Consider the following 24667-nt stretch of genomic DNA (forward strand, 5'->3'; position numbering starts at 1 on the left):
TGGCGGTCCTGAGCACCGCCGCCACCGCCCACGCGCAGGACAGCGACTGGACCGGCGCCTATGTCGGCGCCCACGCGGGCTCGGCCTGGCAGACCCAGAACGACGACGAGACCATCACCTTCGACACCAATCTCGACGGCAACTTCAACAACACGGTGAACACCTCCACCGGCGCCAACGCCTTCTCGCCCGGCTTCTGCGGCGGCTCGGCGGCCACCACGACCCCGGCCGGCGGCTGCTCGGAGGACGACAACCGCTTCGAATTCGGCGGACGGCTCGGCTATGACTGGCAGTTCGGGGCCTTCGTGGTCGGCGCCCTGGTGGACGGCAGCCGCACCAATGTGGAAGACTCCGTCGCGGCCTTCTCCACCACGCCCGCCCAGTACACCTTCACCCGCAAGCTAAAGACCCTGGGCGCCATCCGCGCCCGCGCCGGCTATGCCTTCGGTGACAACCTGATCTACGGCACCGGCGGCGTCGCCCAGGGCGAGGTGAAGCACAGCTTCAACACCACCAACACAGCCAACACCTTCCGCCTGACCGACGACGACAAGGCCTCCGGCTATCAGTGGGGCGGCGGGTTCGAGCGCAAGATCACTCCTGAGGTCACCCTGGGCCTTGAGTATCTCTACACCCAGCTGGAAGACGACGGCTTCGTGGTCCGCGCCGCCGGACCGGCCGCGGCCACCAACCCGTTCCTGATCACCAACACCAACGGGACGGACTTCCGCCGCAGCGAGGAAGACTTCGAGGTCCACAGCGTGCGCGTCACCGCCGCCTATCGCTTCTAAAGCCTTATGGGAGGCCGGCGACCGCCGGCCTCCCACTTGGCTTGGCCACCGGCGCAGCTCTGGCTTCAGAGCTTACGGCCGAGGTGCTTTTCGACCTGACGCCGCTCCCAGCCCCCATCGAGGAACGGGACCACACCGAACACCGTGGCGCCATGGGCCAGGACCCCGAGGCCCCAGCCCAGGGCGGGCCAGACGAACCATAGGTACTGCGGGTAGCCCACCAGATTGATGCCGGCGAGGATCGGGATCACGATCAGATACTGGGTCAGGTGAATATAGAAGTCCTTCACCTTGCGAACGTGGGCGAGGGCGAGAGCTTCGTCGGGTCGAATGTCGGACTGCAGGGCGTCCATGGCAGGCTCCTTGAGGCGGTTAAGGTCGATCTCGAAGACGGCCGCGAGGGCCTTCATCGACTCAAGGCTGCCGGGTTGGCCACGCTCGAGCCGCTGAACGGTGCGCACGCTGAGGCCGGAGACTTCCGCCAGCTGTTCCTGGGACCATCCCCGTTGCAGCCGCAGTTTCTGGATCAACATGTGCGTCCTCCTTCAAGATCGCCCCAAACCTGGACCGACGCGCTATTCCGCCGCCACGTCAGCAACCCGTCAACCTGGCGACAGAAAGCCGACGTTCAGCCGACAGCAAGCCGACGTCCAGGCGACAGTGGGGACCTCGGCGCTCTGCAGACGCACCCGATGAAGGCTTCCCCCGCGAGAACCCTTTCAGCGCCGCGCGCCACGGGCTACGAAACCTCCGTGGCTTATCGACTCGCAATCTTCGACTTCGACGGCACGCTCGCGGACTCATATCCGTGGTTCACCAGCGTCCTCGATCACATGGCGGCCCGACATAACTTCCGCGCCATCGACGCCGAGGAGCGGGAATCGCTGCGCGGCGCGAGCGCGCGGGTGATCATGAAGAGCCTTGGGGTCTCCACCTGGAAGCTGGCCAGGATCGCCAAGGACTTCCGAGCCATGAAGGTGAACGCCTCGTCCGGCATCCCCCTGTTCCCCGGCGTGCCGGAGATGCTGCGGGACCTCCACGCCAGGGGGGTCGTCCTGGCTCTGGTGAGTTCCGACACCGAGGCCAGCGTACGGATCGGCCTGGGCCCAGAACTGGCCGGCCTGTTTGTTCATTTCGACTGCGGGGCTTCGCTGTTCGGGAAGGCGCGGAAGTTCCGCCGGGTGCTGCGCAAGCTGTCCGTGAGCAGGGCCCAGACCCTCTGCATCGGCGACGAGGACCGCGACGCGCGGGCCGCCGACAAGGCCGGGATCGATTTCGGCGCGGTCACCTGGGGCTATTCCACCCCCGAGAGCCTGATCGCCCACAATCCGAAACTGACCTTCGCCAGGGTGCAGGACATTTCCACCATCGCCCGCTAGCGCCGGCGCGCAGCGAGCGCCAGGGCCAGGTCGTAGGGATAGGCGAGCATTTCTCGCCCCACCATCCGCAGCCAGTGCGACCGCGCCCCGGCATACCCCCTATGGATGGGCCCCGGCCGGCTGGACAAGCCCTGCGCGCGAAACAACATTCGGCAGCGGGGTGCGTGATAGCCGTCGGTGCAGACCACCGCGCCTTCCAGACCCTCGGCGCGGATGAAGGCCGCGGCGGCGGCGACGTTCTCCATGGTGTCGCGGCTGTGTTCGTCCAGGGCGATGCGCGCGGGGTCCAGACCCGCCTCGATCAGCAGACTGGCCATCAGGGAGGCTTCCGACGGCCCATGTCGCCCGACGCCGCCGGAACAGAACACCAGGGCGTCAGGGTGCTCCTCCGCCGCCCGGCGGCCATAGGCGACACGCCGACGCAGGGTGGGGCTGGGGTCGCCATCCGGCCAGACCGCCGCCCCGAAGATCACGATCGCCCAGGCCATGGGCCCATGATGGCGGGCCGGGCCGTCCGGGGCTAGCCCGCGTTCATCGGCGGGCTGTGTTCCTCGATGAGGTCCTCACGCTCGGCCTTGCGGACCGCACCGCGCACGTTCAGCCGAGTCAGGACCGCGGTCTCGCCATAGCGGGCATGGGCCTCGGCCAGGGCGGCCTGCCAGACCCGGTCCGACAGGCACTCGGTCTCACCGGCGAAGAGAATGCTGACGCCCTGCGGCGTGACCTGGGCGATCACATAGTTGGCGCCGACCGGTGGCAGGTGCCGCTCCTCCTCAAGGGGGGAATAACGGTAAACCGAGCCGGACTTGCCGGCGAAATCGATCTGGCGGGTCAAGGGAACGCTCCCGGCAGTTGAACCACTGAACATGCCCCCCTGATACCCGACCGAATTGGGCGAAAGATAGGCTGCCGCGACAATAGGCGATCACCAGAGCGGGAAATGGCCACCAGAACCTGTTCATAATGACGGAACAACCGGCGCCATAAGGCGTTCGGCGACTAGGGTGGGCTCTGCTAGGCTCGGCCTTCGACCCGGGCTCGACTCACTTCTCGAGCGGCCCCACCAGGAAGGCGTAGACCACCAGCCTATGGAACGACCGGCTGATTTCACCGTCAGGGGTGCGCACGATCAGGGCGTCATCGAGTTGACCGGCGACTGGACCGCGGCCCAGATCGGCCCGGCGGCCAGTGGCCTGCGCGACGAGATGGCTGCACACGACGCGGTGGAACTCGACCTCACCAAGATCGGCCGCATTGATACGGCGGGAGCGTATGCCGTTATCCAGGCCCACGGCGACCAGTACGACGCCGCACGGGTGAAAGCCCGGCCCGAGACCCAGCGTCTAATCGAACTCGTCAGCCAGGCGGCTGCGCCGAAACCCGCGACGCTCCCCAAGCCGCGCGGTTTCCATGAGCTGACCATCCGCATCGGCAAGGGCGTGGTGGATCTCGCCAAGGAAATCTTCGACACCCTGGTGTTCGCCGGCCACCTGCTGGTCGTGCTGTTCCGGGCGATCCTCAATCCCAGGCGTATCCGCTGGGCCGCATGTGTGTCCCTGGCCGAGCGCGCCGGACTGGACGCCATCCCGATCGTGGCCACCACCACCTTCTTCATCGGTGCGGTGGTGGGCCTGCTGGGCGCCAACATGCTGCGGCAGTTCGGGGCCGAGGTGTTCGCCGTGGAGCTGATCGGCATCGCGGTGCTGCGTGAATTCAACATCCTGATCACCGCCGTCCTGCTGGCCGGCCGCTCGGCCTCGGCCTTCGCCGCCGAGCTTGGTTCGATGAAGATGAACCAGGAGATCGACGCCATGAAGGTGATGGGCGTCGATCCGTTTGAGGCCCTGGTCTTCCCCCGTTTCGCCGCCTTGCTGTTCACCATCCCGCTGCTGACCTTTGTCGCCACCCTGGCGGGCCTGGCCGGGGGCCTGCTCGTCACCTGGACGGTGCTTGACCTCGGGCCATCCTTCTTCCTGCAGCGCATCGTCGACAGCGTGGGCATAAACCAGTTCTGGATCGGCCTGTCGAAGGCGCCGGTGATGGCGGCGGTCATCGCGGGTATCGGCTGCCGCCAAGGCCTGGAAGTGGGCGGGGACGTGGAGTCCCTGGGCCGGCGCGTGACCGCGGCGGTGGTGCACGCCATCTTCGCCATCATCCTGATCGATGCGGTCTTCGCGCTGATCTACATGGAGTTCGACATTTGACCGTCGCGCCCCAGGACGAGGCTCACCTCACCGAGGACGAACTTCCGGAGACCGGTCCCGCCATCATGGTCAAGGACCTGGTGTCCGCGTTCGGCGATAACGTCATCCACAAGGGTCTGGACCTGGTGGTCCAGCGCGGCGACGTGCAGGGGGTGGTCGGGGGATCAGGCACTGGCAAGTCGGTGCTGCTGAACACCATCATCGGCCTGAAGTCGCCGGACGGCGGCACGGTCCAGGTGTTCGGCCAGGACATCCAGAACGCCTCGCGTCGCAAATGGTCGGCCGTCGAGCGCAGCTGGGGCGTGATGTTCCAGCAGGGCGCCCTGTTCTCCAACCTCACCGTGCGCGAGAACGTGGCCGCGCCGATGTACGAGCATACGAACATGCCCAAGCGGGTGATCATGGAGCTGGCCGAGCTGAAAATCGCCCTGGTGGGACTGCAGCCCGAGGCCGCCAACCTGAAGCCTTCCGAACTTTCCGGCGGTATGCGCAAGCGCGCGGGCCTGGCCCGGGCCCTGGCCCTGGATCCTGAACTGCTGTTCCTCGATGAACCCACCGCGGGCCTGGACCCCATCGGCGCCGCAGTCTTCGACGAGCTGATCAAGGACTTATCGGATAGCCTGGACCTGACGGTCTTCATGATCACCCACGACCTGGACAGCCTGTACGCGATCACCGATCGTGTGGCGGTTCTGGCCGACAAAAAGGTGGTCGCCAACGCCCCGGTGCAGGACCTCGAAAAGTCCGAACACCCGTGGATTCGCGAGTATTTCCTGGGACCGCGCGGCCGCGCCGCGACGACCTCGGCGAGCAGAGCCAAGACGGTAGGCTGATGGAAAAAGACGCCAATTACGCCCTTGTGGGCCTTTCGACCCTGATCCTATTCCTGGGCATGGTGATTTTCGGCGTTTGGCTGGCGAAGGTTCAGTTCAGCCGAGACTACCAATTGTACGACATCGTCTTCCAGGGCCCGATCAACGGCCTGACCCAGGGGGGCGAGGTGAGGTTCAACGGCATCAAGGTGGGCGAGGTCACCAAGATCGAGCTGGCCCGCGACAATCCCAAGAATGTCGTCGCCCGCGCCCGCGTCACCTCCGACGTGCCGATCCGCGTCGACTCCGTGGCCACTCTTGAGCCCCAGGGCATCACCGGTGTGAACTATGTGCAGATCAGCGCCGGCGTGCAGTCCAAGCCCCTGCTGCGGGCGGTGACGCCGGATGGCAAGGTGCCGGTGATCCGCAGCCAGCGCAGCACGCTGTCAGACCTGCTGGCCGGCGGCGGCACGGTGCTGAGCCGCACCGTCGAGGCTCTGGACCGGGTCAACAAGGTGCTGTCGGACCAGAACGTGAAGACCTTCTCCGCCGCGCTGAACGACACCCAGGCGGTGACCGCCGAGCTACGGGAGCGCAAGGCGGTGATCGCCGACGCCCAGAAGGCCCTGCAGAGCATCGACGCCGCGGCCCAATCCTTCGCCGAACTCGGGCAGTCGGGCCAGGAACTGGTGGATGGCGACGGCAAGCGCACCATGCGGAATGTCGCCGAGGCCGCCGAGGAGACCAAGGCCGCGGCCAAGGACCTGCGCCAGATCATGAGCAAGCTGGAAGGTCCCACTAGCGACTTCGCCACCACCGGCCTGCCGCAAATCACGGCGGCGACGGTGCAGCTGCAACAGACCGCCGAGGCGCTCGAGCGCCTGGCCAACGAACTCCAGACCAACCCGCGCGGCGCTGTCGGCAAGCCGCCCGCCAAGGAAATCGAGGTGAAGCCATGACCCGTCTGCAGCGCCTGATCCGGCTCTCGGCCGTGGCCCTGACCGCCGTGGCCCTCTCCGGCTGTATTTCACTCTTTCCCAAGAGCAAGCCGGCCAACCTCTACCGCTTCGACTATATCATGCCGGCCGAGGCCGCCTCGCCGCGGGCGGCCAGCGACCGGTTCGGCGTGCTGAAGCTCTCCAACGAGTTCAACAAGGCGGCCAGCGGCGACCGGATCATGACGGTCACGGCCGGCAGCGACGTGGCCTACATCGCCGAGGCCCGCTGGGTCTCGCCCGCCTCGGTGCTGTTCGACGAAGCGGTGAGCCGGGCTTTCGATCAGGACGGCAGGTCCGCCCGCTTGATCAGCCGCGGGGAGATCGGTCAGTCCGACTATGTCCTGAAGCTCGACGTGCGCGACTTCCAGGTCAACTACGCCGCGCCCAAGGGCCGCCCTTCCGTGGTGGTGAATGTGCATGCCGTGTTGACCCGGTCCGCCGACCGTAGCGTGGCGGCCGAGCGCACCTTTTCCCAGACCGTCGCCGCCGACGACGACCGCCAGGCAGCGATCGTGCGCGCCTTCACCGTGGCCGTCAGCGGCGTACTGCGTGACCTGGTGGAATGGACCTCATCACTGGGGAAGGCGGCGAGCTGAGCCGCCGGCGGCCTAAGTCGGCTAACCCTCGATCCCGTGGATTCGCTTGGCGGCGGTGACGGTGTTGGCCAGCAGGCAGGCGACGGTCATCAGGCCGATGCCTCCCGGAACCGGGGTGATGTTGGCCGCGACCTTCTCGGCCTCCTTGAAGGCCACGTCGCCCACCAGCTTGGTCTTGCCCGCCGCGGCCTTGACCGGGTCCCGGAACGGCACGCGGTTGATGCCGACGTCGATCACGGTGGCCCCGGGCTTGATCCAATCGCCCTTGATCATCAGAGGCCGGCCCACGGCGGCGACTAGGATGTCGGCCTCTTGGCAGACGGCGGCCAGGTCGACGGTGCGCGAGTGGGCGATGGTCACCGTGCAGTCGGCCTGCAGCAGCAGCTGGGCGATGGGGCGGCCCACCAGCACCGAGCGGCCCACCACCACGGCGCGCTTACCGGCGAGGTTTCCCAAGGCTTGGCGCAGGACGAGCATGCAGCCCAGCGGGGTGCAGGGGATCAGGGCCGGCATGCCGCTGGCCAGCAGACCGGCGTTGACCACGGTCAGGCCATCCACGTCCTTGTTGGGGTCCATGGCCGCCAGGACCATCTTCTCGTCGAGGTGCTTCGGCAGCGGCATCTGCACAAGCACGCCGTGGATCTTCGGGTCCTCGTTGAGTTGCTCCACCAGCGCCATCAACTGATCTTGGGTGGTGTCAGCGGGTAGCCGGTGTGTCTCCGAATGCATGCCGGCGGCCAGGGAGTGCTCGCCCTTGGACCTGACATAGACCTGGCTGGCCGGATCCTCGCCCACCAGCACCACCGCCAAGCCCGGCTGAATTCCATGCTCGGACTTGAGCATGGCCACCTCGCCGGCCGCCTGGGCGCGGACCAACTCGGCCAGGGACTTCACGTCGAGGGTGTGGGCTTGGGGCATGGGCGCTCCTGCGCGGTCGCGGACTTGGGCGTCCGACTACCGGTTCGGGCCGCCCCGCGCAATGCGGGCAGGTGCGAGAGGCCGCCTACCGTCCGCTGAACAGCGAGTCGTACGGATCGACCTTTCCGCTGACGGAGTCGGCGACGGACGCCACCGGCCAACCCAGCTTCACGGTGAGGCTCTCCGCCCACGCCTCGGTGATCAGGTCTCGCAATTCAGCGGCCCCGGCCGCCAGCCGCTCGGTGGCGAAGGCCACGCCCTTGGGATTGGCCGGACTGAAGCCCCCCGCCTTCTCCAGTTCGTAGAAAGGGACCACCTGGCGACCGGCGATCAGCAGATAGGCGGAGACCCGCGCCTCGATGGGACCGTCGGCGATTTGAGGCGGCAGGAGGCTAGCGCGCACCATGGTCGGGGTCACGTACTGGGTGGCGAAGACGTCCTCGAAGGGCGCATGGATTTTCGCTGTCGTGTAGCCGTTGGGGTTGGGGTAATCGCCCCAGCCGTTGTAGTGGCCGCTGACATGCAGGGGCTGCGATCCGTCGCCGACGTAGTGCGCGAGATAGCCGATGGTCACCAGCATCAGCTGTTCGCGGCGCATGCGGTCGGCGCGCAGCCAGGCGCGGCGCGCCTTGTTCTTTTCGCGCCCCTCAGCGGCCATGCCCATGCGCCAATAGCCCATGTCGGTGACAAGCTGCTGGTACTTCTCGATGATCGCATAGGGCAGGTAGCCGGCCTTCCAACTGTCCTGGCCGGCGGCGCGCAAGGCGGTTTCGTAGGCCGCGCGGGTCGGCGGCAGGGCGTCCAGGCGCGGGCCGCCGAGGATGCGACCGTCCTCCTCGTAGTCCACGAAGTGCGCCGGATCGAGGTTGCTGCCGTGCACCTTGCCCGAGCCCTTGATGCGGTCCGGCTCCCGCGACAGCTCACCAATCGCCTCGATGGCGGCGGGGCTGCGCAGGAAAGCCGGCAGGGTCGGCGGTAGAGCACGCGCGGCTTCCTGCCCGATCATCCGGTGGCCGGTGTTGCTCCAGGCGAGGGCCGGCGCGGGGGTGGCGGCGAGCAGGACGGCGGCAAGGTGCAAGGCTAGGCGTTTCATGCTTCCGATTTGAAGGCCGTCGCCGGCGAAGGCAAGGCCGAGACGCGCAGGCCACGGCGAATTCATCGGAACGTTGCATGCGGCCCTAGATGATGCGCAGGGCCTTCTCGACACGGGCGATCCAGGCCTGAACCTTCGGGTAATCTGCGAGCCGGAAGCCCCCGTCCTCAGCTTCCCGCGTGTAGGCCACCAGGGCGACGTCGGCGAGGCTGGCCCGGTCGCCCACCAGGAAGGGCGAGGCCGCCAGGCCCTCCTCAAGCCGCTGCAGAGCCGCCTTGCCGCGCTCGACGATCCGCGGCTCCAGATCGGCCACCGCCTTGCCCAGGAAGCGCACCTGGAAGCGGGCGACCGCGACATAGGGCTCGTGGCTGTACTGCTCCCAGAACATCCACTCCAGCATGCGGGCCCGGTCATAGGGGGCGGCGGGGATCAGGTCCGAGCCCTCGGCCAGGTGCAGGATGATGGCGTTGGACTGGGCCAGCGGCCGCCCGTCGTCGAGAATCACGGCGGGGACCTGGCCGGCGGGGTTCAGGGCGAGGAATTCCGGCGTCCGGGTGGCGGCCTTCAAGACATCAGTCTCGATCCACTCATAGGAAAGCCCGAGATGATCGGCGGTCCACTTCACCTTCAGGCAGTTGCCCGAGATCGAGTCGCCAAAGATGCGCATGCGATGTGCCCCGTTGTTTGAGAAAGCTTGATAGACCAAGAGTCCACAGGCGCAATCGATGCTGTCTACAGGGGATCGCCGGCCAGGCTATTCCCGGGGGTTGCCCTGACGCGGGAGTCCCGCTACTCAGGCCCTCGCTGACAGATCAACGACGTAGGATCCCCACATGGGACGCCGCTTCGCCGCCCTGGCCGCCCTTCCCCTTCTGGCTTTCGGAGGTGGAGCGCACGCCGCTCCTTCCGATCCCATCGGGGATCTTCTGATGAACGCCCTGACGGGCGCCGTACCCGGCTCGGCCGACTATCGCCTCAAGGCGACCCTCTATCATGCCGGAGCCAAGGGCGTGGGCGCGCTGGACTCCCTCGGCTGCAAGGTCGTGGCGATGCGCACGGCCGCCATCGACAAGAGCCTGATCCCCCGCCGAACCATCCTGTTCATCAAGGAAACTGTGGGGCTCTCCATGCCCGACGGCTCGGCCCATGACGGCTACTGGTACGCCTCCGACGTGGGCGGCGCGATCAAGGGCCAACGCATCGACCTGTTCACCGGATCGGGATCGGGCTCAATGAAGCCCCTGCGCCCGCTGAACCTGGCCCACCTGACGGTCACCAAGGCCGGCCAGTTCAAGGGCTGCCCGCCGAGGTAGCGCCTGTCCCTCCCCTTCATGGGGAGGGAATAGATCACGTCTCCACGAAGGCCCGTTCCAGGACGTAGTCGCCGGGGCTGGCCAGCGAACCCTCGACATAGCCGCGGGCCTCCAGCAGGACCTTCAGGTCGGCCAGGACCGAGGGACCGCCGCACAGCATCAGGCGGTCGACGGCGGGGTCCAGGGGCGGCAGGCCCAGGTCCTCGAAGATCTTGCCCGAGGCGATCAGGTCGGTGATCCGACCCTGGTGCTTGAAGGGTTCGCGGGTCACGGTGGGATAGTAGCGCAGCTTGGGCGCGACGATCTCGCCCAGGATCTCGTCCTGCGGCAGCTCGGTCTCGAACAGCTCGCGATAGTTCAGATCCGCCACATTGCGCACCGTGTGGGTGACGATCACGTCGTCGAAGCGGTCATAGACTTCAGGGTCGCGGGCCAGGCTCAGCCAGGGGGCGAGGCCCGTGCCGGTGCCCAGCATGTAGAGCCGCTTGCCGGGCTTCAGCCCGTCCAGCACCAGGGTGCCGGTGGGCTTCTTGCCAATGAGCACCTGGTCGCCGACCTGGATCTTCTGCAGGCGCGAAGTCAGGGGGCCGCTCTCCACCTTGATGGAATAGAATTCCAGCTCGTCGTGCCAGGACGGCGAGGCGATGGAGTAGGCGCGCAGCAGCGGCTTGCCGTCCACCTCCAGGCCCACCATCACGAACTGGCCGCTCTGGAAGCGGAAGGCCGGGTCCCGCGTGGTGCGGAACGAGAAGAGGCTGTCGGTCCAGTGCTGAACCCAGGTCACGGTCTCATAGAGGAAGGCGCCGGCCTTCTTGGCCGGGGCGGCGGCGGTCACATCGGTCATGATCGGTCTGCTTAAGCTAGATATCGCCGCCGACGTTCGTCACGGCGTCGGGCGCGCGGGCGACATGTATGCCGCATTCGGTCTTTTCGGAACCCGCCCAGCGGCCGGCGCGCACATCTTCGCCTTCTTCCACGGCCTTGGTGCAGGGCCAGCAGCCGATCGAGGGGAAGCCCTGGGCCACCAGGGGGTGAGCCGGGAGGGCGTGTTCGGCCACATAGGCGTCGAGCTCGGTCTTGCCCCAATTGGCCAGCGGGTTGAACTTCACCTGGCCGTCGGCCTGCTCCACCACCGGCAGGGACAGGCGGTCGCCGCCGTGGAAGCGCTTGCGGCCGGTGATCCAGCCGTCGAAGTCCTTCAGGGCGGTGTCCAGCGGGATCACCTTGCGGATGTTGCAGCAGGCGTCGGTGTCAGTCTGCCAGAGGTTGGCCTTGGGATCGACGGTGGCTAGGTCGGTATAGAGCGGCCGCAGGTCGCGCACGTCGGTCAAGCCCAGCTTGGCCGCCAGGTTCCGGCGGTAGTCCAGGGTCTGGCCAAACAGCATGCCGGTGTCGAGGAACATGATCGGCATGTCGGGCTTGATCCTGGAGACCATGTGCAGCAGCACCGCCGACTCCGCCCCGAAGGACGAGACCAGGGCGAGCTTGTCGCCGAACGTCTCGACAGCCGATTCCAGCACCGTCACCGGATGGGCGTGGCGCAGTTCGGCGTCGAGCCGCAGGGCGATCTGCGGGCGTTCCAGTTGATCAAAGGCCATGCTCAGGACTCCGCACGCTGGGTGAAGGCCGGGGTGCGGCCGTCAGAGGCGCGTTGATAGACGTGACGATGACGATTGGCGGCGTGGGCCCATTGCTGCGGGCTTGAGCCGTCGGCGGTTTCAAAACTGTCGCAGCCGCAGCGGGTCAGGAAGTTGGCCTCCTCGCGGAGCACCTCCCCCACCGCCCGGACCTCGCCCTTGAAGCCGAAGCGGTCGCGCAGCAGGTGGGCCGTGGAGAAGCCGCGGCCGTCGCGGTATTTCGGGAAGGCGACCGCCACCACCGCCAGCTTGGGCAGGTCATAGGCCAGCGCCTCGACCTCCTCGTCCGGCTCGATGCGCACGCCCACGGCGCGGCCCTGGGAGATCAGGGCGTCGCCCTCGGCGGAGAACCGGGTCAGGGAGACGATCACGTCGCCCGAGGGCATGCCCTCGTCGTCGGCGACATGGGTGAAGGGGTCGTCGGCCGAAACGAACTGGCCGTCGATGATCCTAATGAGCTTCGGCATAGACAGCCTCCTTGAAGGGGGCCGAGCCCGTGCGGCGGAAGGTGTCGAGGAACCGCTCGCCCTCGACGCGCTCGCGTAGATAGACCTCGACGATGGTGTCGATGGCGTCGGTGACGCGGTCGGCCGGAAGCGCCGGGCCCAGCATCTTGCCGACCTCGGCGTCCTCGGCCCCGGAGCCGCCCAGGGTGAGCTGGTAGAACTCCTCGCCCTTCTTATCGACGCCCAGGATACCGATGTGGCCGACATGGTGGTGGCCGCAGGCGTTGATGCAGCCGCTGATCTTGATCTTCAGCTCCCCCACCAGCTCGGCGCGGTCCTGGTCGGCGAAGCGGTGGGCGATGTCCTGGGCGATGGGGATGGCGCGCGCATTGGCCAGCGCGCAGTAGTCCAGGCCCGGGCAGGCGATGATGTCGGTGATCAGGTTGATGTTGGGGGTCGCCAGGCCCGCGGCGGCCAGGGCCTGGAACACGGCGTGCGCATCGTCCAGCTTCACGTGGGGCAGGACCAGGTTCTGCTCGTGGGTGATGCGGATGTCGTTCTGGCCGTAGCGCTCGCCCAGATCGGCAACCACGTCCATCTGATCGGAGGTGGCGTCGCCGGGCGTGTCGCCGATCCCCTTCAGGGATATCTCGACGATGGTGTAACCCGGCCGCTTGTGGGGCTTGAGGTTGTTGCGGGCGAAGCGCGCGAAGGCGGCGTCGGACGCCTTGGCGGTCTCGAAGGCTTCCGAGCGGTTCACTAGGGTGTCGAAGGCCTTGGGGGCGAAGGCCGCGCGGATGCGGGCGATCTCGGTGTCGGGCATGTCGGCGCCCGCGCCCACCTTCTCCCACTCTTCCTCGACCTGGCGCGCAAACTCCTCGCGGCCCAGGGCGGCCACCAGGATCTTGATCCGGGCCTTGTAGCTGTTGTCCCGGCGGCCGTGGCGATTGTAGACGCGCAAGGTGGCGTCCAGGTACGAGAACAGGCGGTTGGCGGGCAGGAATTCCTTGATGGTCGGGCCGACATAGGGCGTGCGCCCCATCCCGCCGCCGACGATCACCTCAAAGCCCATCGTGCCGTCGCGGGCGCGGCGGACCACCAGGCCGATGTCGTGGACCCGGGCCGCCGTGCGGTCCTTCGGCGCGGCGGTGACCGCGAACTTGAACTTGCGCGGCAGGTGGCTGAATTCCGGGTGCAGCATCGACCATTGGCGGATCGCCTCGGACCAGACGCGCGGGTCGTCGATCTCTTCGGCCGTGGCCCCGGCATAGGGGTCGGAGGTGACGTTGCGGATGCAGTTGCCGCTGGTCTGGATGGCGTGCAGGTCGACGGTGGCCAGCTCCTCCAGGATCGCGGGCGCCTCGCGCAGCTTGATCCAGTGGAACTGCAGGTTGGTCCGCGTGGTGAAGTGGCCGTAGCCCTTGTCGTACTTGCGGCCGATATCGGCCAGCTTGCGCAGCTGGGTCGCATTCAGCGAGCCATAGGGGATCGCCACCCGCAGCATGTAGGCGTGCAGCTGCAGATAGAGACCGTTGCGCAGACGCAGCATCTTGAACTGGTCTTCGGTGATCTCGCCGGCCAGGCGGCGCTCCACCTGTTCCTTGAACTCCGCGGCGCGGTCGGCCAGGAATTCCCTGTCGATGGTGTCGTACTGATACATCGGCCCTACTTACGCTTGATCAGGTTGACGCGGCCCGTGGACCGCGAGGCGCCGGTGGCGTGCATCAGGGCCTCGATGGCCGCACCGCCCTCGGCCTGCTTCCCGTGACCCGGATGGTTGGGGGGACCGAGCGCTCGGATACGTTCGCGATAGCTGAGCGGGGCCCAGAGGCCCTCGCTCTCGATCAGGTCGATCAGATAGACGTCGATCACGGTATTGGGCTGGGACTTGCCCGCGCCTTCGGCGGCCTCGCCACTGGCGTCGTCGGCGAACAGCTCGGCGTCGGCGAACCGCTCCACCCAGGCGCCCTTGTTCCAGAACACGACCTCGCCGTCGTCCAGGCGATTGGCGGTCAGCGCCTTCATGATCCCACTCCCCGCTCGAGATCCCGAGCTTCGACACTTTGAACAAATTGCGCGGTCCCGGCCTGCGCCAGGGCCATGGCCTCACCCACGATCAGCAGGGCGGGACCGGAAACATCGGCGGCGGCGGCGGCAAGGCCCGCCAGGTCGGTGACGACGCGGCGCTCGTCGGCGCGGCTGGCGTTCTCGACGATCAGGGCCGGCGTGGCGCCCGCGCGGCCCGCAGCCATCAGGCGCTCAGCGATTCCGGCGGCGGTGGAGAGGCCCATATAGATCACCACCGTGTGGTTGACCTTGGCGAGGCTGGCCCAGTCCAGGTCCGGGGTCTCGCCGGTGGCGGCGTGGCCGGTGACAAAGGTGACCGCCTGGGCCGCGCCGCGATGGGTCAGGGGCGCGCCGGCGCTGGCGGCGCTGGCCAGGGCCGCGGTGACGCCGGGCACCACATGGCAGGCGACGCCGGCCTCGCGGCAGGCTTCCAGCTCCTCGCCGCCGCGGCCGAAGATGAAGGGATCGCCGCCCTTCAGACGGATGACCGTCAGGCCCTCCAGGGCGAAGGCGACCAGCATCCTGTTGATCTCGCCCTGGGCGTAGGAATGGCGCGACTTGCGCTTGGCCACAGAGATGCGGCGCGCGGCCGCCGGCGCCAGGTCCAGGATTTCGTCGCTGACCAGGCCGTCGTGGACCACCACGTCAGCGGTCGCCAGCACCTTGAAGGCTTTCAGCGTCAGCAGTTCCGGGTCGCCGGGGCCCGCGCCTACCAGCCACACCGAGCCGGCCACGCGCACGCCTTCGCCGCCCAGGACGACCAGGCGGTTGGCGGTGGGGGCCTTGGGCGCGCGGCGCGACATGGGCTTTAAGGTTCTCTAACGACTAGATTTGAGTTTTGAGGCGGGACGGGCTCTACACCCGCCTCGTCCGATGTCCACCGATGAAAAGGGCCTATACACCGCCGGACGCTTGCAAACTGGTCTCGAAGGGCCCAATTCGCAAGCCAAGGTCTTCTGCCGGGGCTGTCAGGAAAACTCCATGGAACGCGACGCGCCGCGCCGCAGGTTGCCGCCGCTGAACGCGCTGCGCGCGTTCGAGGCCGCCGCCCGCCACCTCAACTTCTCTCGCGCCGCCGACGAGCTGTCGGTGACGCCGGGGGCTGTCAGCCAGCAGATCCAGAACCTGGAAGACTATGTGGGCGCGGCGCTGTTCAAGCGTACCCCCAAGGGCCTGCTGCTGACCGACGCCGCCCAGACCGCCCTGCCCGCCCTGCGCGAGGCCTTCGACCGGCTGGCTGAGGCCGCCTCCATGCTGACGGCCGCGGTGGACGGCCGCCGCCTGACCCTGACCGCCGCCCCCTCCTTCGCCGCCAAGTGGCTGGTGCCGCGCCTGGGCAGGTTCGAGGAACTGCACCCGCAGGTGGACGTCTGGCTATCGGCGGGCCTGGAGCTGGTGGACCTCACCGCCGGCGAGGTGGACGTGGCCATCCGCTACGGCGCCGGCCGCTATCCGGGCCTGGAGGTCCGCCGCCTGATCGGCGAGACCGTGGTGCCGGTGCTGAGCCCCGAACTGCAGGCGTCAAACCCGCTGAATTCGCCGGCGGACCTGGTAGGCCACATCCTGCTGCACGACGGCTCGCCCGAGCCGGACGACAGCTGCCCCGACTGGACCATGTGGCTGGCCGCCCGCGGCGTGAAGGGCGTGGACGGCACCCGTGGGCCCCGCTTCAACCAGTCCAGCATGGTGATCGAGGCCGCCGCCAATGGCCGCGGCGTGGCGCTCGCCAAGCGCACCCTGGCCCAGGCCGACCTGGACGCTGGCCGCCTGGTCTCTCCGTTGCAGATCTCGACCGCCGTGGACTTCGCCTATTACGTCGTCCACCCCAAGGCTAAGGGCCGCCTGCCCCAGGTGAAGGCCTTCATCAACTGGATCACCGCCGAGGCCGAGGCCCACGAGCTGGCGCTCCAGGCCCTGGACAATGGGGCGGGGATTTAGAAGGAACACCTTCTCCCCTTGCGGGAGAAGGGGTTGTTTCGCCTACCTAAAGTTCAGCCCCTCGAACTGTCCCGACGTCCGCCAGTCCTCGATGTACTTGAAGAAGGCGGTCGCCCCCTGGGGGTAGCCGACGTTGTACTTGGCCGCCGGGCCGGGGCTCTGGCCCTCGTTGTTGTAGTAGCCCGGCGTACAGTCGGGCGCGCCCATCATGCGGCCCGCGCCGGTGAGCAGCAGGTCGACCCAGGCCTTCTGGGCCTCCGGCGTGACCTCCACCTCCTTGGCTCCGACGTCGAGGGCGTGTTTGACGGTCAGGGCGATGGTGCGGCCCGATTCCGTCAGGTTGTGCGGCACGTTGGAGATCAGGTTGGCGCCCTGGGTCGGCTGGACGAAGAAGGCGTTGGGGAAGCCCAGAACGTGGATGCCGTGCTTGGACTTCATCCCCTCGGCCCAGGCCTCCGACAGGGTCTGGCCACCCACCCCGGTGACTTCGAAGCCGGCACGGCGCTTGTACTCGGTGCCGACCTCGAAGCCCGAGGCGTAGATGATGCAGTCGACCTCGTACTCGACCCCAGCCACCACGAAGCCCTTCTCGGTGATACGCTCGACGCCCTGGCCGTCGGTGTCGATAAGGGTGGTGCTGGGCTCGTTGAAGGCCTGCAGATAGGCGTCGTGGAAGCATGGGCGCTTGCAGAGCTGGCGGTACCAGGCCTTCAGCTTCTCGCCGGTCTCGGGGTCCTGGACGATGGCGGCGGCCCGGGCGCGGATCTCCTCCATCTTCTCGAAGTCGCTGTCTTCGTAGGCGGCCAGCATCTTCTGCGGAGTCAGGCCCTCGCGGGGCAGCTGGGAGATCTTGGCGCGGATGCGGCGCGACAGGTCGGTCCAGCCGTCCATCACCAGGTCTTCCTCGGCATTGCCGCCGGCCTGGTTGGCGGTGAAGTTCTCCAGCCATCGCTTCTGCCAGCCGGGCGTCGCGATCTCCGCGAACCAGTCGGCGTCGATGGGCTTGTTGGCGCGGACGTCCACCGAGGACGGGGTGCGCTGGACGACGAACAGCTGCTTGCAGGCCTTGGCCAGGTGCGGGACGGCCTGGACCGAGGTGGCGCCAGTGCCGATGATGGCGACGCGCTTGTCGGCCAGCTTCTCCATCCTGGCGCCCTTGGGGTCGCCGCCGGTATAGTCGTAGTCCCATCGGCTGGTGTGGAACGAGTGGCCCTTATAGGTCTCGATGCCCGGAATGCCCGGTAGCTTGGGCACGTGCAACGGCCCGGTGCCCAGGCCGATGAAGCTGGCGGTGAATTCGTCGCCGCGGTTGGTCCTGATCACCCAGCGGGAATTGGCGGCGTCCCAGGTCAGGTCCTCGACCTCGGTGTGGAAGAGCGCGTTCTCATAGAGGCCGTACTGCTTGCCGATCCTCTGGCACTGCTCGAGGATTTCGGGGGCGTGCGCATACTTCTCGGTCGGCATATGGCCGGTCTCTTCGAGCAGCGGCATGTAGATCATCGAGGCCGTGTCGCACTGAGCGCCCGGATAGCGGTTCCAGTACCAGGTGCCGCCGAAGTCGCCGCCCTTCTCGATGATGCGCACGTCCGTTACGCCCTGCTCCACCAGCCGCGCGCCGGTCACCAGGCCCGCGAACCCGCCGCCCACGAAGGCGAAGGTGACGTGGTCGGTCTTGGGCGCCCGCTCAACGCGCGGCGTGTAGGGATCGTCGAGATAGTGGGCGAGGGTCCCCTTCACCTCCAGATACTGGGCGTTGCCGTCGGCCCGCAGGCGCTTGTCACGCTCAGCGATGTACTTGGCCAGCAGGGCCTTCTTGTCGATCACAGCCGCAGTGGTCATTTCAATGGCCTCAGTCTTAAATTCAAAGAAAACAAACACCTGAGCCGCCGGGGCCGGAGTCGTAACTTAGAAGATAGAGTATGGCGGGGGCCAAGGCTAGCCACGCGGGCGAATTCCCCACGCGCCGAGCGGGGATGGCGATGTCGTGAAGGTCTGGAAAAGTCCGTCCACCAAGCGAATGGTGGGTGCAGTAGGATTCGAACCTACGACCCGCTGATTAAGAGTCAGCTGCTCTACCAACTGAGCTATGCACCCGTACCGTTCGAGGCCCGCGAGGGCCTGTCGGCAAGGGCGCGGAACATACTTGAAGCCTCGCTGAAAGCAAGGCGGGTAAGGGGACGAATTTTTTGGCCAGGCGAGACCTCACCGGCGCGGTGGATTTTGCGTACCTCGAGGACTTCGCGGCGGGCGATCAGGACGTTGTCGACGAGGTCCTGGCCCTGTTCCGCGAGCAGGCCAATCTGTGGTCGTCGATGCTCGATCCGACCAGCGAGGGGTGGCTGGACGCGGTCCACACCATAAAGGGCGCGGCGCGGGGCGTGGGGGCCTTTCAGCTGGGCGACGCCTGCGAGGTGGCCGAGCAACAGGGCGCGGTGCGGCTGGAGAGCGTTCGCATCGCCGTCCAGGCCGCGCTGAGCGACGTCGCCGCCTATGCTCACGAGCGGGCGCTGCAGTCCCTGAAGACCCCGAAGGGCTAGCGCTTCATCGCCCCTTCGAGATACTTGCGGATGCCGGGGCCGTAAGGCGGGCGCATCTGGACCAGGGGGCCGATGTCCTTCTTGATCTGGGTGTAGATCGCCTTGCGGTGGCTGAACTCCCGGAACCCGTCGACCCCGTGGTAGCTGCCCATGCCCGAGGGTCCGACGCCGCCGAAGGGCAGCTCCTCCTGGGCGACATGGAAGACCACATCGTTGATGGTCACCCCGCCGGCCGTGGTGCCGTTCAGCACCTTCTCCTTCTCCGCGTCGTCGGAGCCGAAGTAATAGAGGCCGAGCGGGCGGTCGTGGGCGTTGACGTAGGCGATGGCCTCGTCGACCCCGGAATAGGTCTTCACCGGCAGGACCGGGCCGAAGATCTCTTCCTGCATCACCAGCATGTCGTCGGTAGGGTCGATGATCAGGGTGGGCGCGATCTTGCGGTGTTCCTGCTGGGTCAGGTCCTCGCCCTCGGGCTTCATCTCGATGACCCGCGCGCCCTTGGCCCGGGCGTCGTCCACATAGCCCTTGATGCGGTCATAGTGCCGGTCGGCGACGATTGCGGTGTAGTCGGGGTTGTCGCGGATGGTGGGGAACATCTTGGCCACCGCGCCCTGGGCGTGGCCGATGAAGTCCTCCAGCTGGTCCTTCGGGGCCATCACATAGTCGGGCGCCAGGCAGATCTGGCCGGCGTTGAGGGTCTTGCCGTTCATGACGCGGGCGGCGGCCGTGGCCATGTCGGCGGACTTGCCGAGGATCACCGGGCTCTTGCCGCCAAGTTCCAGGGTCAGGGGCACCAGGTTGGCCGAGGCGGCCTTCATGACGTGGCGGGCGATAGCCGTGGCGCCGGTGAAGATCAGATGGTCGAAGGCCAGGTCCGAGAAGGCCTGGCCCACCTCCGGCCCGCCGGTGATCACCGCGATCTCCTCCTCGGAGAACACGCTGGAGAACATCACGGCCATCAGCTCGGAGGTGGCCGGCGTGAATTCCGATGGCTTGATCATCGCCCGGTTGCCAGCGGCCAGAACGCCGGCCAGGGGGGCGAAGGTCAGGTTCACCGGGAAGTTCCAGGGACTGATGATCCCCACCACGCCCTTGGGCTGGAAGCGCACCTCCGCCTTGGCGCCGAACAGGCCCAGCAGGGCCGGGGTGGTCTTGCGCTTCTCGGGCTTCATCCACTTGGTCAGGCTGTCGCGGGCATGCTTCAGCGGGCCGATGGAACCGGCGATGTCGGTGAAGGCGGTGGCTTCCCGCGAGCGCGAGCCGAAGTCGGTGTTGAGCGCGTCCTCGATGGTCTTGCGGTTGTCGATCAGCAGGCCGATGCAGCGGTCGATCCGCGCGATCCGCTGCTGCGCGGTGGGGGCGCCATCACGCAGGTGGGCGGCCTTCTGCTTGGCAAGCAGGGCGTTCATCGAAGCGGCGTCGTGGGCCATGGTCGTCTGTCCTCCGGTCGTCGGCGGGCTCTTTGGTCGGCCGCCGTGACAGGAGCTTAGCAGGCTTTGCGCCTGCCGTTGGGTCAGGCCGGGACGGTGTTTTTCAGCGACGGCCGCTCGCAGATCTCGGCGAAAAAGGCGGCCAGTCTCGGATGGGTCGCGCGCCACCCGTTCTCCGGGAAGCGCAGGTCGAGATAGCCGAGCGCGCAGGCCACACAGATGTCCCCCAGACCCGGATCAGCGGCGTCGCGGGCCGAGGTTTCCAGCAGGTCCAGGGCGCGTTCGATCTTGCCTGCCTGTCCGGCCAGCCACTCCGGCCAGCGCATCGCCTGCGGCCGCATGGCCAGCTCGTAGCGGCTGAGCAAGGCCGCATCGAGGACGCCGTCGCAGGCCGCCTGCTCCACCAGGGCCGTCCAGCGGGCGTCGCCGGATCGTGGCGCCAGGGCCCGGTCGGTCAGGCTGTCCAGATAGTCCACGATCACCCGGCTGTCATAGATCGCCCGGCCGTCCTCCAGCACCAGGGTCGGTATCTTGGCCAACGGGTTGGCCGCCGCCAAAACCGGATCGGCGGCCTGGGAAGGGTTGGCGCTCACTACCACCTCGTCCAGGGCGATCCCCAGCTCGAGGGCGCAGATGCGCACCTTGCGGGCGTAGGGCGAGGTCGGGGAGTAGAGGAGCTTCATGGTGGGGCCCTCGCCGCCGGGACCGCCCCGGCGGGACGATCCGCTTTATGTCGCGCGCCGCGGGCCGCGGCTAGCCCAGGATGTGCAGGGCGCGGGCGGCGACATAGGCGGCGGTGGCGATCACGAACAGGGCGAAGATCTGGCGCGCCAGGGTCGCACGATCGGCCAGGGCCTTGGCCACCGGGCCACCCGCCAGGGCGCCGAGCCCGCCGCCGGCCACCAGGGCCAGGAAGACCTGCCCCTCGATCTGACCTGAGGCGGCGTAGCTGGCGCTGGTGGCGCCGCCGAACAGCACCACCGAGACCAGGGAGGAGGCCGCCGCGTGCGCCATGGTCATGCCGGTGGCCGCCATCAGGCCCGGCACGATCAGGAAGCCGCCGCCGATCCCGAAGAAGCCCGCCGCCAGCCCCACCAGGAGACCGAGCGGCGCCAGCTTGGCGGTGAGGGCTGGGGTCAGGGTGACAAAGGGATCGCCGGCGCCCTTGCGCGGGACCAGCATCGAGAGACCCACCGCCGCCATTGCAGCAGAGAACCACAGGATCAGATCCGCGCCCGCCACCTGCTTGGCCAGATGCGCGCCGACCAAGGAGCCCAGCAGGCCCGCCAGGGCGAACACGCCTGCGCAGCGCCACTTCACCCGGCCGGCGCGGGCCTGGGCGCCGAGACCCACCAGGGCGTTGACCGCCACGGCGGCTGCGGAGGTGCCGATGGCGACGTGAGGGTCGCGGATGCCGACGACGTAGATCAACAGCGGCGTGGCCAGGACCGATCCCCCGCCCCCGAACACCGAGAGCAGCAGGCCGATCACCGCCCCACCCAACGTCGCGAGGACCAGGTTGAGGATTGGGAGTTCCATATCAGGCCGCCTGGCGGCTGCAGGGCGCGCGCGCCATCAGCGGCACAACACCCAGCGCCGAGATCGGCGTGGGGGTCAGGGTCGTCAGTGGGACCGTCATGGATCTGCTCCTAGGCTGGAGGACAGAAAATCTCCGCGAGCGTCGCCACCACTTGAATCGCGGCGGGGTCCGCGATCCGGTACCAGATGGTCTGGCCGTCGCGGCGGGTGGCCACGACGCCCTCCTCCCGCAGCACCGCAAGGTGCTGGGACAGGGCCGACTGGGAGAGGCCCACCAGGGGCTGCAGCTCCCCGACAGACCGTTCACCGGCGGTGAGCTGGCACAGGATCATCAGACGCCGCTCGTTGGCGAGGGCTCGAAGCAGCTTGGCCGCCTCGGAGGCCCTGGCCTCGAAAAGGGTGATGTCGAAGTTCACGAGATCGAACATGACGCCTTTATATAAGTTGTTTCTAATTTAGCAATACCTTATATATAGAGCCACATGAGGAAGGCTCCGATCATGACTCCCACGGTTCAAGCATTTTTCGATCCCGCCACATCCACCGCCACCTATCTGGTCACCGACGGCAAGACGGCCGCCATCATCGATCCGGTGTTGGACTTCGAACCCAAGGGCGGCAAGCTTTCCACCGCTTCAGCCGACGCCGTCCTGAAGGCCCTGGCCGAGCAAGGCCTGACCCTGGCCTATGTGCTGGAGACCCACGCCCATGCCGACCACCTGTCGGCGGCCGATCACATCCGCCGCAAGACCGGCGCGCCCGTGGTCATCGGCGCCGATATCACCAAGGTGCAGACGGTGTTCGCGCCTCTGTTCGAGGCGGAGAACGTGGCTCCGGCCGGGGCGGACTTCGACCGCCTGGTGAAGGACGGCGACGAACTGCCGCTCGGCGGGCTGAACATCCGGGTGCTGCACACGCCGGGCCATACCCCGGCCTGCGTCACCTATCTGATCGGCGACGCCGCCTTCGTGGGCGACACGCTGTTCATGCCCGACTACGGCACGGCGCGGGCCGACTTCCCGGGGGGCGACGCCGCCACGCTCTACCGGTCGATCCGCAAGATCATGAGCCTGCCGGCGGCGACCCGCGTCTTCGTGGGCCATGATTACCTTCCGGCCGGCCGCACCGAGGTCGCCTGGGAGACGACGGTGGCGCAGCAGAGGGCCGGCAACATCCACGTTCACGAGGGCGTCGCCGAGGCGGACTTCGTGACCATGCGGCAGGCCCGCGACGCCACCCTGGTGCCCCCGACGCTGATCTTGCCCTCCCTGCAGGTGAACATTCGGGCGGGCGCCCTGCCCCCGCCCTCGCCCGGCGGCCACATCTTCCTCAAGCTGCCGGTGACCATGGCCTAGGTCTGGGCCGAGCCCTCCGCGCGGGCTAGAGGTGCGCCATGACCCGCATTCTCCTTCTGGGCTGCGCCGGCAGCGGCAAGACCACCCTGGCGCGGCGGCTGTCGGAAAAGACCGGGGCGCCGGTGATCGACCTGGACGCGATCTGGCGAGGCCGCGTCCAGGAGACCTCGGACTTCCGCGCGACCCTGCTGGCGCTGCACGCGCAAGACGCCTGGATCAGCGACGGCAATTTCGCGGCGGTCACCTTTGACCTGCGCATGCCGAGGGCCGATCTGGTGGTGTGGCTGGACCGCCCTCGCCTTATCTGCGGCTGGCGCGCCATCACCCGCACGTTCCGGCCGGGCGAGCTGCATCGGCCCCGCGACCTCCTCACCGTGCTGCGCTTCATCTGGGGCTTCGAGCGCCAGAACCGGCCGCGGATCGAGGCCCTGCGCATGCAGCATGGGCATGACGTGCCGGTGGTCCGGCTGCGCACCGACAGTGAGATCGCGGCCTTCGTGGAGCGCCTCTAGGCGCGGCGGTTCCGCGGGCTCACGCCGGTCCAGCGCTTGAAGGCGCGGGAGAAGGCGCTGGGCTCGGAGAAACCGAGCAGGGCCGCGGTTTCGTGGACCGTCGCCTCCCCGCCGTTAAGGTAGTGGAGGGCCATCTTGCGCCGCAGTGCGTCGAGAACCATCGCATAGGTCACGCCCTCGGCCTTCAACCGCCGCGCCAAGGATTGGCGGCTCAGACCCATGCCCCGCGCCACGGCGTCCATCCGCAGGCCATCACGATGCAGGCTTGGCAGCAGCGTCGCCTCAAGCTGGGCCTGGACAGTCCGCTCGGCTTGCAGCGCCTCCAGCAGCTTCGCGGCGTGCGCGCTCAGCAGACCGAACACGTAGCTGTCGGGGGGACTGAGGGGGATGTCAGGCCAGGTGTCGGCGATCAGCATGGCGTTCCGGTCGCTCCCGAACACCACCGGAACCTTCCACAGCGCCTCATAGCTGGCGGCGTGCGCTGGCCGCGGATGGGGCACGTGGACTTCGAACGCGAAGGGTTGGTCCGGGAAGCCACGCGTGGTGTCGGCGATGAAACGCGACCAGGTCTCCTCCGTCAGGCCCGGGAAGGCGCGCGCGCCGGTCCAGGTATCGGTCAACCATAGCCCGCGGGCGGCGCGGGTCAGCTGGAACCGGCGGCCAGGGACCGGCATGTCCAGTTGGGCGGCGAGGGCGCCGTAGCGGTTCAAGGAAAGGATTGCGTCGCCCATGGTCGCAGACGCATAGCAGAGCAACCCCACGACAGAGACTTTGTCGAAGGCCTGGTCGGCGCCCAGGCGCAGGGCGAAGGCGGGGTCGCCACAGAGCAACGCGGCTTCCCTCATCAGGGCCTCATAGGCGACGAAGGGAAGCCGGGCGTCAGGCTCAGCCAGGGCCTGAGCCGTGAGCCCTGCCCGCGCCAGCAAGACTTCGCGCACGGCGCCGCGCCCGGCCGCAAACGCCACCAGCGTCTCCGCATACGCCGCCGAGACAGTCGACGCGGCGCGCCTCATCGCGGGGTGAGTCCGAAAGTCATGTTTGCCGAACGATGCGATCATGGGTCCAGATTGAATCGCAACCTAGATTCCATGGCGCGGCTTGT

29 protein-coding genes and 1 tRNA gene are annotated in these 24667 nt (G+C 67.7%); 11 read left to right on the top strand and 19 right to left on the bottom strand.

Going from position 1 to position 24667, the window contains the following annotated elements; genetic code table 11:
• A partial coding sequence (locus RMO97_RS14725) for an outer membrane beta-barrel protein (protein ID WP_310541799.1) occupies positions 1-791 on the top strand: 791 nt, incomplete at its 5' end.
• A 65-nt stretch (positions 792-856) separates the two neighbouring features.
• Here RMO97_RS14725 and RMO97_RS14730 read toward each other — a convergent pair.
• Entirely contained in the window at positions 857-1324 is a 468-nt protein-coding gene (locus RMO97_RS14730; protein WP_310541800.1) for a 2TM domain-containing protein, read from the bottom strand.
• Between the two features lie 219 nt (positions 1325-1543).
• Between RMO97_RS14730 and RMO97_RS14735 the strand changes: the two genes are divergently transcribed.
• Positions 1544-2170, top strand: coding sequence for an HAD hydrolase-like protein (locus RMO97_RS14735; RefSeq protein ID WP_310541801.1), 627 nt, complete (start codon positions 1544-1546; stop codon positions 2168-2170).
• Here the strand turns inward: RMO97_RS14735 and RMO97_RS14740 are convergent.
• Together RMO97_RS14740 and RMO97_RS14745 are read right to left on the bottom strand one after the other, a co-directional pair.
• Positions 2167-2658: a YdcF family protein gene (locus tag RMO97_RS14740; RefSeq protein ID WP_310541802.1), complete on the bottom strand. Its 492-nt coding sequence runs from the start codon at positions 2656-2658 to the stop codon at positions 2167-2169. The two genes, RMO97_RS14735 and RMO97_RS14740, sit on opposite strands and share 4 nt — an antisense overlap.
• A 32-nt stretch (positions 2659-2690) precedes the next feature.
• Positions 2691-3005, bottom strand: a complete 315-nt coding sequence (locus tag RMO97_RS14745) for a hypothetical protein (RefSeq protein ID WP_310541803.1) — start codon at positions 3003-3005, stop codon at positions 2691-2693.
• A 253-nt stretch (positions 3006-3258) separates the two neighbouring features.
• Here RMO97_RS14745 and RMO97_RS14750 point away from each other — a divergent pair, with 253 nt between their 5' ends.
• From RMO97_RS14750 to RMO97_RS14765, 4 genes are all read left to right on the top strand, one after another.
• Complete coding sequence (locus tag RMO97_RS14750) at positions 3259-4374, top strand: ABC transporter permease (protein ID WP_310541804.1); 1116 nt, start codon at positions 3259-3261, stop codon at positions 4372-4374.
• Between the two features lie 65 nt (positions 4375-4439).
• Positions 4440-5207 carry an ABC transporter ATP-binding protein gene (locus tag RMO97_RS14755; RefSeq protein ID WP_310541834.1) on the top strand — a complete coding sequence of 256 codons (768 nt, stop codon included), beginning with the start codon at positions 4440-4442 and terminating at the stop codon, positions 5205-5207.
• Positions 5207-6145 carry an MlaD family protein gene (locus RMO97_RS14760; RefSeq protein ID WP_310541805.1) on the top strand — a complete coding sequence of 313 codons (939 nt, stop codon included), beginning with the start codon at positions 5207-5209 and terminating at the stop codon, positions 6143-6145. Before RMO97_RS14755 ends, RMO97_RS14760 begins: the two co-directional genes overlap by 1 nt.
• Positions 6142-6780 (top strand): ABC-type transport auxiliary lipoprotein family protein, encoded by a 639-nt coding sequence (locus RMO97_RS14765; RefSeq protein ID WP_310541806.1) that lies wholly within the window; start codon positions 6142-6144, stop codon positions 6778-6780. The genes RMO97_RS14760 and RMO97_RS14765 overlap by 4 nt, the downstream gene beginning before the upstream one ends.
• Before the next feature lie 21 nt (positions 6781-6801).
• On the opposite strand, the gene folD is transcribed toward RMO97_RS14765, so the two are convergent.
• The 3 genes from folD to RMO97_RS14780 form a co-directional block, all read right to left on the bottom strand.
• The gene (folD, locus tag RMO97_RS14770) at positions 6802-7698 is read right to left on the bottom strand and encodes a bifunctional methylenetetrahydrofolate dehydrogenase/methenyltetrahydrofolate cyclohydrolase FolD (RefSeq protein ID WP_310541807.1); all 897 of its coding nucleotides are present in this window, start codon (positions 7696-7698) and stop codon (positions 6802-6804) included.
• 85 nt (positions 7699-7783) lie between these two features.
• Positions 7784-8791 carry a S1/P1 Nuclease gene (locus tag RMO97_RS14775; RefSeq protein WP_310541808.1) on the bottom strand — a complete coding sequence of 336 codons (1008 nt, stop codon included), beginning with the start codon at positions 8789-8791 and terminating at the stop codon, positions 7784-7786.
• Between the two features lie 85 nt (positions 8792-8876).
• Positions 8877-9458, bottom strand: coding sequence for a glutathione S-transferase family protein (locus tag RMO97_RS14780; protein ID WP_310541809.1), 582 nt, complete (start codon positions 9456-9458; stop codon positions 8877-8879).
• 262 nt (positions 9459-9720) lie between these two features.
• Between RMO97_RS14780 and RMO97_RS14785 the strand changes: the two genes are divergently transcribed.
• On the top strand, positions 9721-10104 hold the full coding sequence (locus RMO97_RS14785) for a 3D domain-containing protein (protein WP_409035318.1): 384 nt from the start codon (positions 9721-9723) through the stop codon (positions 10102-10104).
• Between the two features lie 34 nt (positions 10105-10138).
• On the opposite strand, the gene RMO97_RS14790 is transcribed toward RMO97_RS14785, so the two are convergent.
• The 6 genes from RMO97_RS14790 to cobA are packed head-to-tail and all read right to left on the bottom strand — an operon-like array spanning position 10139 to position 15057.
• Positions 10139-10948: a ferredoxin--NADP reductase gene (locus RMO97_RS14790; RefSeq protein WP_310541811.1), complete on the bottom strand. Its 810-nt coding sequence runs from the start codon at positions 10946-10948 to the stop codon at positions 10139-10141.
• Between the two features lie 16 nt (positions 10949-10964).
• The gene (locus RMO97_RS14795; RefSeq protein ID WP_310541812.1) at positions 10965-11702 is read right to left on the bottom strand and encodes a phosphoadenylyl-sulfate reductase; all 738 of its coding nucleotides are present in this window, start codon (positions 11700-11702) and stop codon (positions 10965-10967) included.
• 2 nt (positions 11703-11704) lie between these two features.
• Positions 11705-12208 (bottom strand): DUF934 domain-containing protein, encoded by a 504-nt coding sequence (locus RMO97_RS14800; protein ID WP_310541813.1) that lies wholly within the window; start codon positions 12206-12208, stop codon positions 11705-11707.
• Positions 12192-13847: a nitrite/sulfite reductase gene (locus RMO97_RS14805; protein ID WP_305704488.1), complete on the bottom strand. Its 1656-nt coding sequence runs from the start codon at positions 13845-13847 to the stop codon at positions 12192-12194. Before RMO97_RS14805 ends, RMO97_RS14800 begins: the two co-directional genes overlap by 17 nt.
• 5 nt (positions 13848-13852) lie before the next feature.
• Positions 13853-14212, bottom strand: coding sequence for a DUF2849 domain-containing protein (locus RMO97_RS14810; RefSeq protein ID WP_310541814.1), 360 nt, complete (start codon positions 14210-14212; stop codon positions 13853-13855).
• Complete coding sequence (cobA, locus tag RMO97_RS14815) at positions 14209-15057, bottom strand: uroporphyrinogen-III C-methyltransferase (protein WP_310541815.1); 849 nt, start codon at positions 15055-15057, stop codon at positions 14209-14211. Before cobA ends, RMO97_RS14810 begins: the two co-directional genes overlap by 4 nt.
• A 178-nt stretch (positions 15058-15235) precedes the next feature.
• Between cobA and gcvA the strand changes: the two genes are divergently transcribed.
• On the top strand, positions 15236-16192 hold the full coding sequence (gene gcvA / locus RMO97_RS14820) for a transcriptional regulator GcvA (protein WP_310541816.1): 957 nt from the start codon (positions 15236-15238) through the stop codon (positions 16190-16192).
• Positions 16193-16234: 42 nt separating this feature from the next.
• Here gcvA and RMO97_RS14825 read toward each other — a convergent pair whose 3' ends face one another.
• Both RMO97_RS14825 and RMO97_RS14830 read right to left on the bottom strand, forming a co-directional pair.
• Positions 16235-18031 (bottom strand): NAD(P)/FAD-dependent oxidoreductase, encoded by a 1797-nt coding sequence (locus RMO97_RS14825; protein WP_310541817.1) that lies wholly within the window; start codon positions 18029-18031, stop codon positions 16235-16237.
• Between the two features lie 179 nt (positions 18032-18210).
• Positions 18211-18286, bottom strand: a tRNA-Lys gene (locus RMO97_RS14830).
• A 92-nt stretch (positions 18287-18378) separates the two neighbouring features.
• On the opposite strand from RMO97_RS14830, the gene RMO97_RS14835 reads away from it, so the two are divergent.
• Positions 18379-18729 (top strand): Hpt domain-containing protein, encoded by a 351-nt coding sequence (locus tag RMO97_RS14835; protein ID WP_310541818.1) that lies wholly within the window; start codon positions 18379-18381, stop codon positions 18727-18729.
• Here the strand turns inward: RMO97_RS14835 and RMO97_RS14840 are convergent.
• From RMO97_RS14840 to RMO97_RS14855, 4 genes are all read right to left on the bottom strand, one after another.
• Complete coding sequence (locus tag RMO97_RS14840; RefSeq protein WP_310541819.1) at positions 18726-20159, bottom strand: coniferyl aldehyde dehydrogenase; 1434 nt, start codon at positions 20157-20159, stop codon at positions 18726-18728. The genes RMO97_RS14835 and RMO97_RS14840 overlap by 4 nt on opposite strands.
• 83 nt (positions 20160-20242) lie before the next feature.
• Positions 20243-20842, bottom strand: coding sequence for a glutathione S-transferase (locus RMO97_RS14845; RefSeq protein ID WP_310541820.1), 600 nt, complete (start codon positions 20840-20842; stop codon positions 20243-20245).
• A gap of 70 nt (positions 20843-20912) precedes the next feature.
• Entirely contained in the window at positions 20913-21698 is a 786-nt protein-coding gene (locus RMO97_RS14850; RefSeq protein WP_310541821.1) for a sulfite exporter TauE/SafE family protein, read from the bottom strand.
• A 110-nt stretch (positions 21699-21808) separates the two neighbouring features.
• Positions 21809-22126, bottom strand: coding sequence for a metalloregulator ArsR/SmtB family transcription factor (locus RMO97_RS14855; RefSeq protein WP_310541822.1), 318 nt, complete (start codon positions 22124-22126; stop codon positions 21809-21811).
• Positions 22127-22198: 72 nt separating this feature from the next.
• On the opposite strand from RMO97_RS14855, the gene RMO97_RS14860 reads away from it, so the two are divergent.
• Positions 22199-23053, top strand: a complete 855-nt coding sequence (locus RMO97_RS14860; RefSeq protein WP_310541823.1) for an MBL fold metallo-hydrolase — start codon at positions 22199-22201, stop codon at positions 23051-23053.
• Positions 23054-23091: 38 nt separating this feature from the next.
• A complete protein-coding gene (locus RMO97_RS14865) occupies positions 23092-23565 on the top strand; it encodes an AAA family ATPase (protein WP_310541824.1) in 474 nt (157 codons plus the stop codon).
• On the opposite strand, the gene RMO97_RS14870 is transcribed toward RMO97_RS14865, so the two are convergent.
• Positions 23562-24530: an AraC family transcriptional regulator ligand-binding domain-containing protein gene (locus RMO97_RS14870; RefSeq protein WP_310541825.1), complete on the bottom strand. Its 969-nt coding sequence runs from the start codon at positions 24528-24530 to the stop codon at positions 23562-23564. The two genes, RMO97_RS14865 and RMO97_RS14870, sit on opposite strands and share 4 nt — an antisense overlap.
• Positions 24531-24667: the final 137 nt, after the last annotated feature.

Origin of the sequence: Phenylobacterium sp. (genome assembly GCF_031425575.1) — a bacterium.
Lineage (GTDB): Bacteria > Pseudomonadota > Alphaproteobacteria > Caulobacterales > Caulobacteraceae > Phenylobacterium.

Excerpts from the sequence above, each read along its gene's own strand:
- RMO97_RS14730 (WP_310541800.1), bottom strand. The coding sequence starts at position 1,324 with ATGTTGATCCAGAAACTGCGGCTGCAACGGGGATGGTCCCAGGAACAG.
- RMO97_RS14740 (WP_310541802.1), bottom strand. The coding sequence starts at position 2,658 with ATGGCCTGGGCGATCGTGATCTTCGGGGCGGCGGTCTGGCCGGATGGC.
- RMO97_RS14750 (WP_310541804.1), top strand. The coding sequence starts at position 3,259 with ATGGAACGACCGGCTGATTTCACCGTCAGGGGTGCGCACGATCAGGGC.
- RMO97_RS14755 (WP_310541834.1), top strand. The coding sequence starts at position 4,440 with ATGGTCAAGGACCTGGTGTCCGCGTTCGGCGATAACGTCATCCACAAG.
- RMO97_RS14760 (WP_310541805.1), top strand. The coding sequence starts at position 5,207 with ATGGAAAAAGACGCCAATTACGCCCTTGTGGGCCTTTCGACCCTGATC.
- RMO97_RS14765 (WP_310541806.1), top strand. The coding sequence starts at position 6,142 with ATGACCCGTCTGCAGCGCCTGATCCGGCTCTCGGCCGTGGCCCTGACC.
- folD (WP_310541807.1), bottom strand. The coding sequence starts at position 7,698 with ATGCCCCAAGCCCACACCCTCGACGTGAAGTCCCTGGCCGAGTTGGTC.
- RMO97_RS14775 (WP_310541808.1), bottom strand. The coding sequence starts at position 8,791 with ATGAAACGCCTAGCCTTGCACCTTGCCGCCGTCCTGCTCGCCGCCACC.
- RMO97_RS14780 (WP_310541809.1), bottom strand. The coding sequence starts at position 9,458 with ATGCGCATCTTTGGCGACTCGATCTCGGGCAACTGCCTGAAGGTGAAG.
- RMO97_RS14785 (WP_409035318.1), top strand. The coding sequence starts at position 9,721 with ATGAACGCCCTGACGGGCGCCGTACCCGGCTCGGCCGACTATCGCCTC.
- RMO97_RS14790 (WP_310541811.1), bottom strand. The coding sequence starts at position 10,948 with ATGACCGATGTGACCGCCGCCGCCCCGGCCAAGAAGGCCGGCGCCTTC.
- RMO97_RS14795 (WP_310541812.1), bottom strand. The coding sequence starts at position 11,702 with ATGGCCTTTGATCAACTGGAACGCCCGCAGATCGCCCTGCGGCTCGAC.
- RMO97_RS14800 (WP_310541813.1), bottom strand. The coding sequence starts at position 12,208 with ATGCCGAAGCTCATTAGGATCATCGACGGCCAGTTCGTTTCGGCCGAC.
- RMO97_RS14805 (WP_305704488.1), bottom strand. The coding sequence starts at position 13,847 with ATGTATCAGTACGACACCATCGACAGGGAATTCCTGGCCGACCGCGCC.
- RMO97_RS14810 (WP_310541814.1), bottom strand. The coding sequence starts at position 14,212 with ATGAAGGCGCTGACCGCCAATCGCCTGGACGACGGCGAGGTCGTGTTC.
- cobA (WP_310541815.1), bottom strand. The coding sequence starts at position 15,057 with ATGTCGCGCCGCGCGCCCAAGGCCCCCACCGCCAACCGCCTGGTCGTC.
- gcvA (WP_310541816.1), top strand. The coding sequence starts at position 15,236 with ATGGAACGCGACGCGCCGCGCCGCAGGTTGCCGCCGCTGAACGCGCTG.
- RMO97_RS14825 (WP_310541817.1), bottom strand. The coding sequence starts at position 18,031 with ATGACCACTGCGGCTGTGATCGACAAGAAGGCCCTGCTGGCCAAGTAC.
- RMO97_RS14840 (WP_310541819.1), bottom strand. The coding sequence starts at position 20,159 with ATGGCCCACGACGCCGCTTCGATGAACGCCCTGCTTGCCAAGCAGAAG.
- RMO97_RS14845 (WP_310541820.1), bottom strand. The coding sequence starts at position 20,842 with ATGAAGCTCCTCTACTCCCCGACCTCGCCCTACGCCCGCAAGGTGCGC.
- RMO97_RS14850 (WP_310541821.1), bottom strand. The coding sequence starts at position 21,698 with ATGGAACTCCCAATCCTCAACCTGGTCCTCGCGACGTTGGGTGGGGCG.
- RMO97_RS14855 (WP_310541822.1), bottom strand. The coding sequence starts at position 22,126 with ATGTTCGATCTCGTGAACTTCGACATCACCCTTTTCGAGGCCAGGGCC.
- RMO97_RS14860 (WP_310541823.1), top strand. The coding sequence starts at position 22,199 with ATGACTCCCACGGTTCAAGCATTTTTCGATCCCGCCACATCCACCGCC.
- RMO97_RS14865 (WP_310541824.1), top strand. The coding sequence starts at position 23,092 with ATGACCCGCATTCTCCTTCTGGGCTGCGCCGGCAGCGGCAAGACCACC.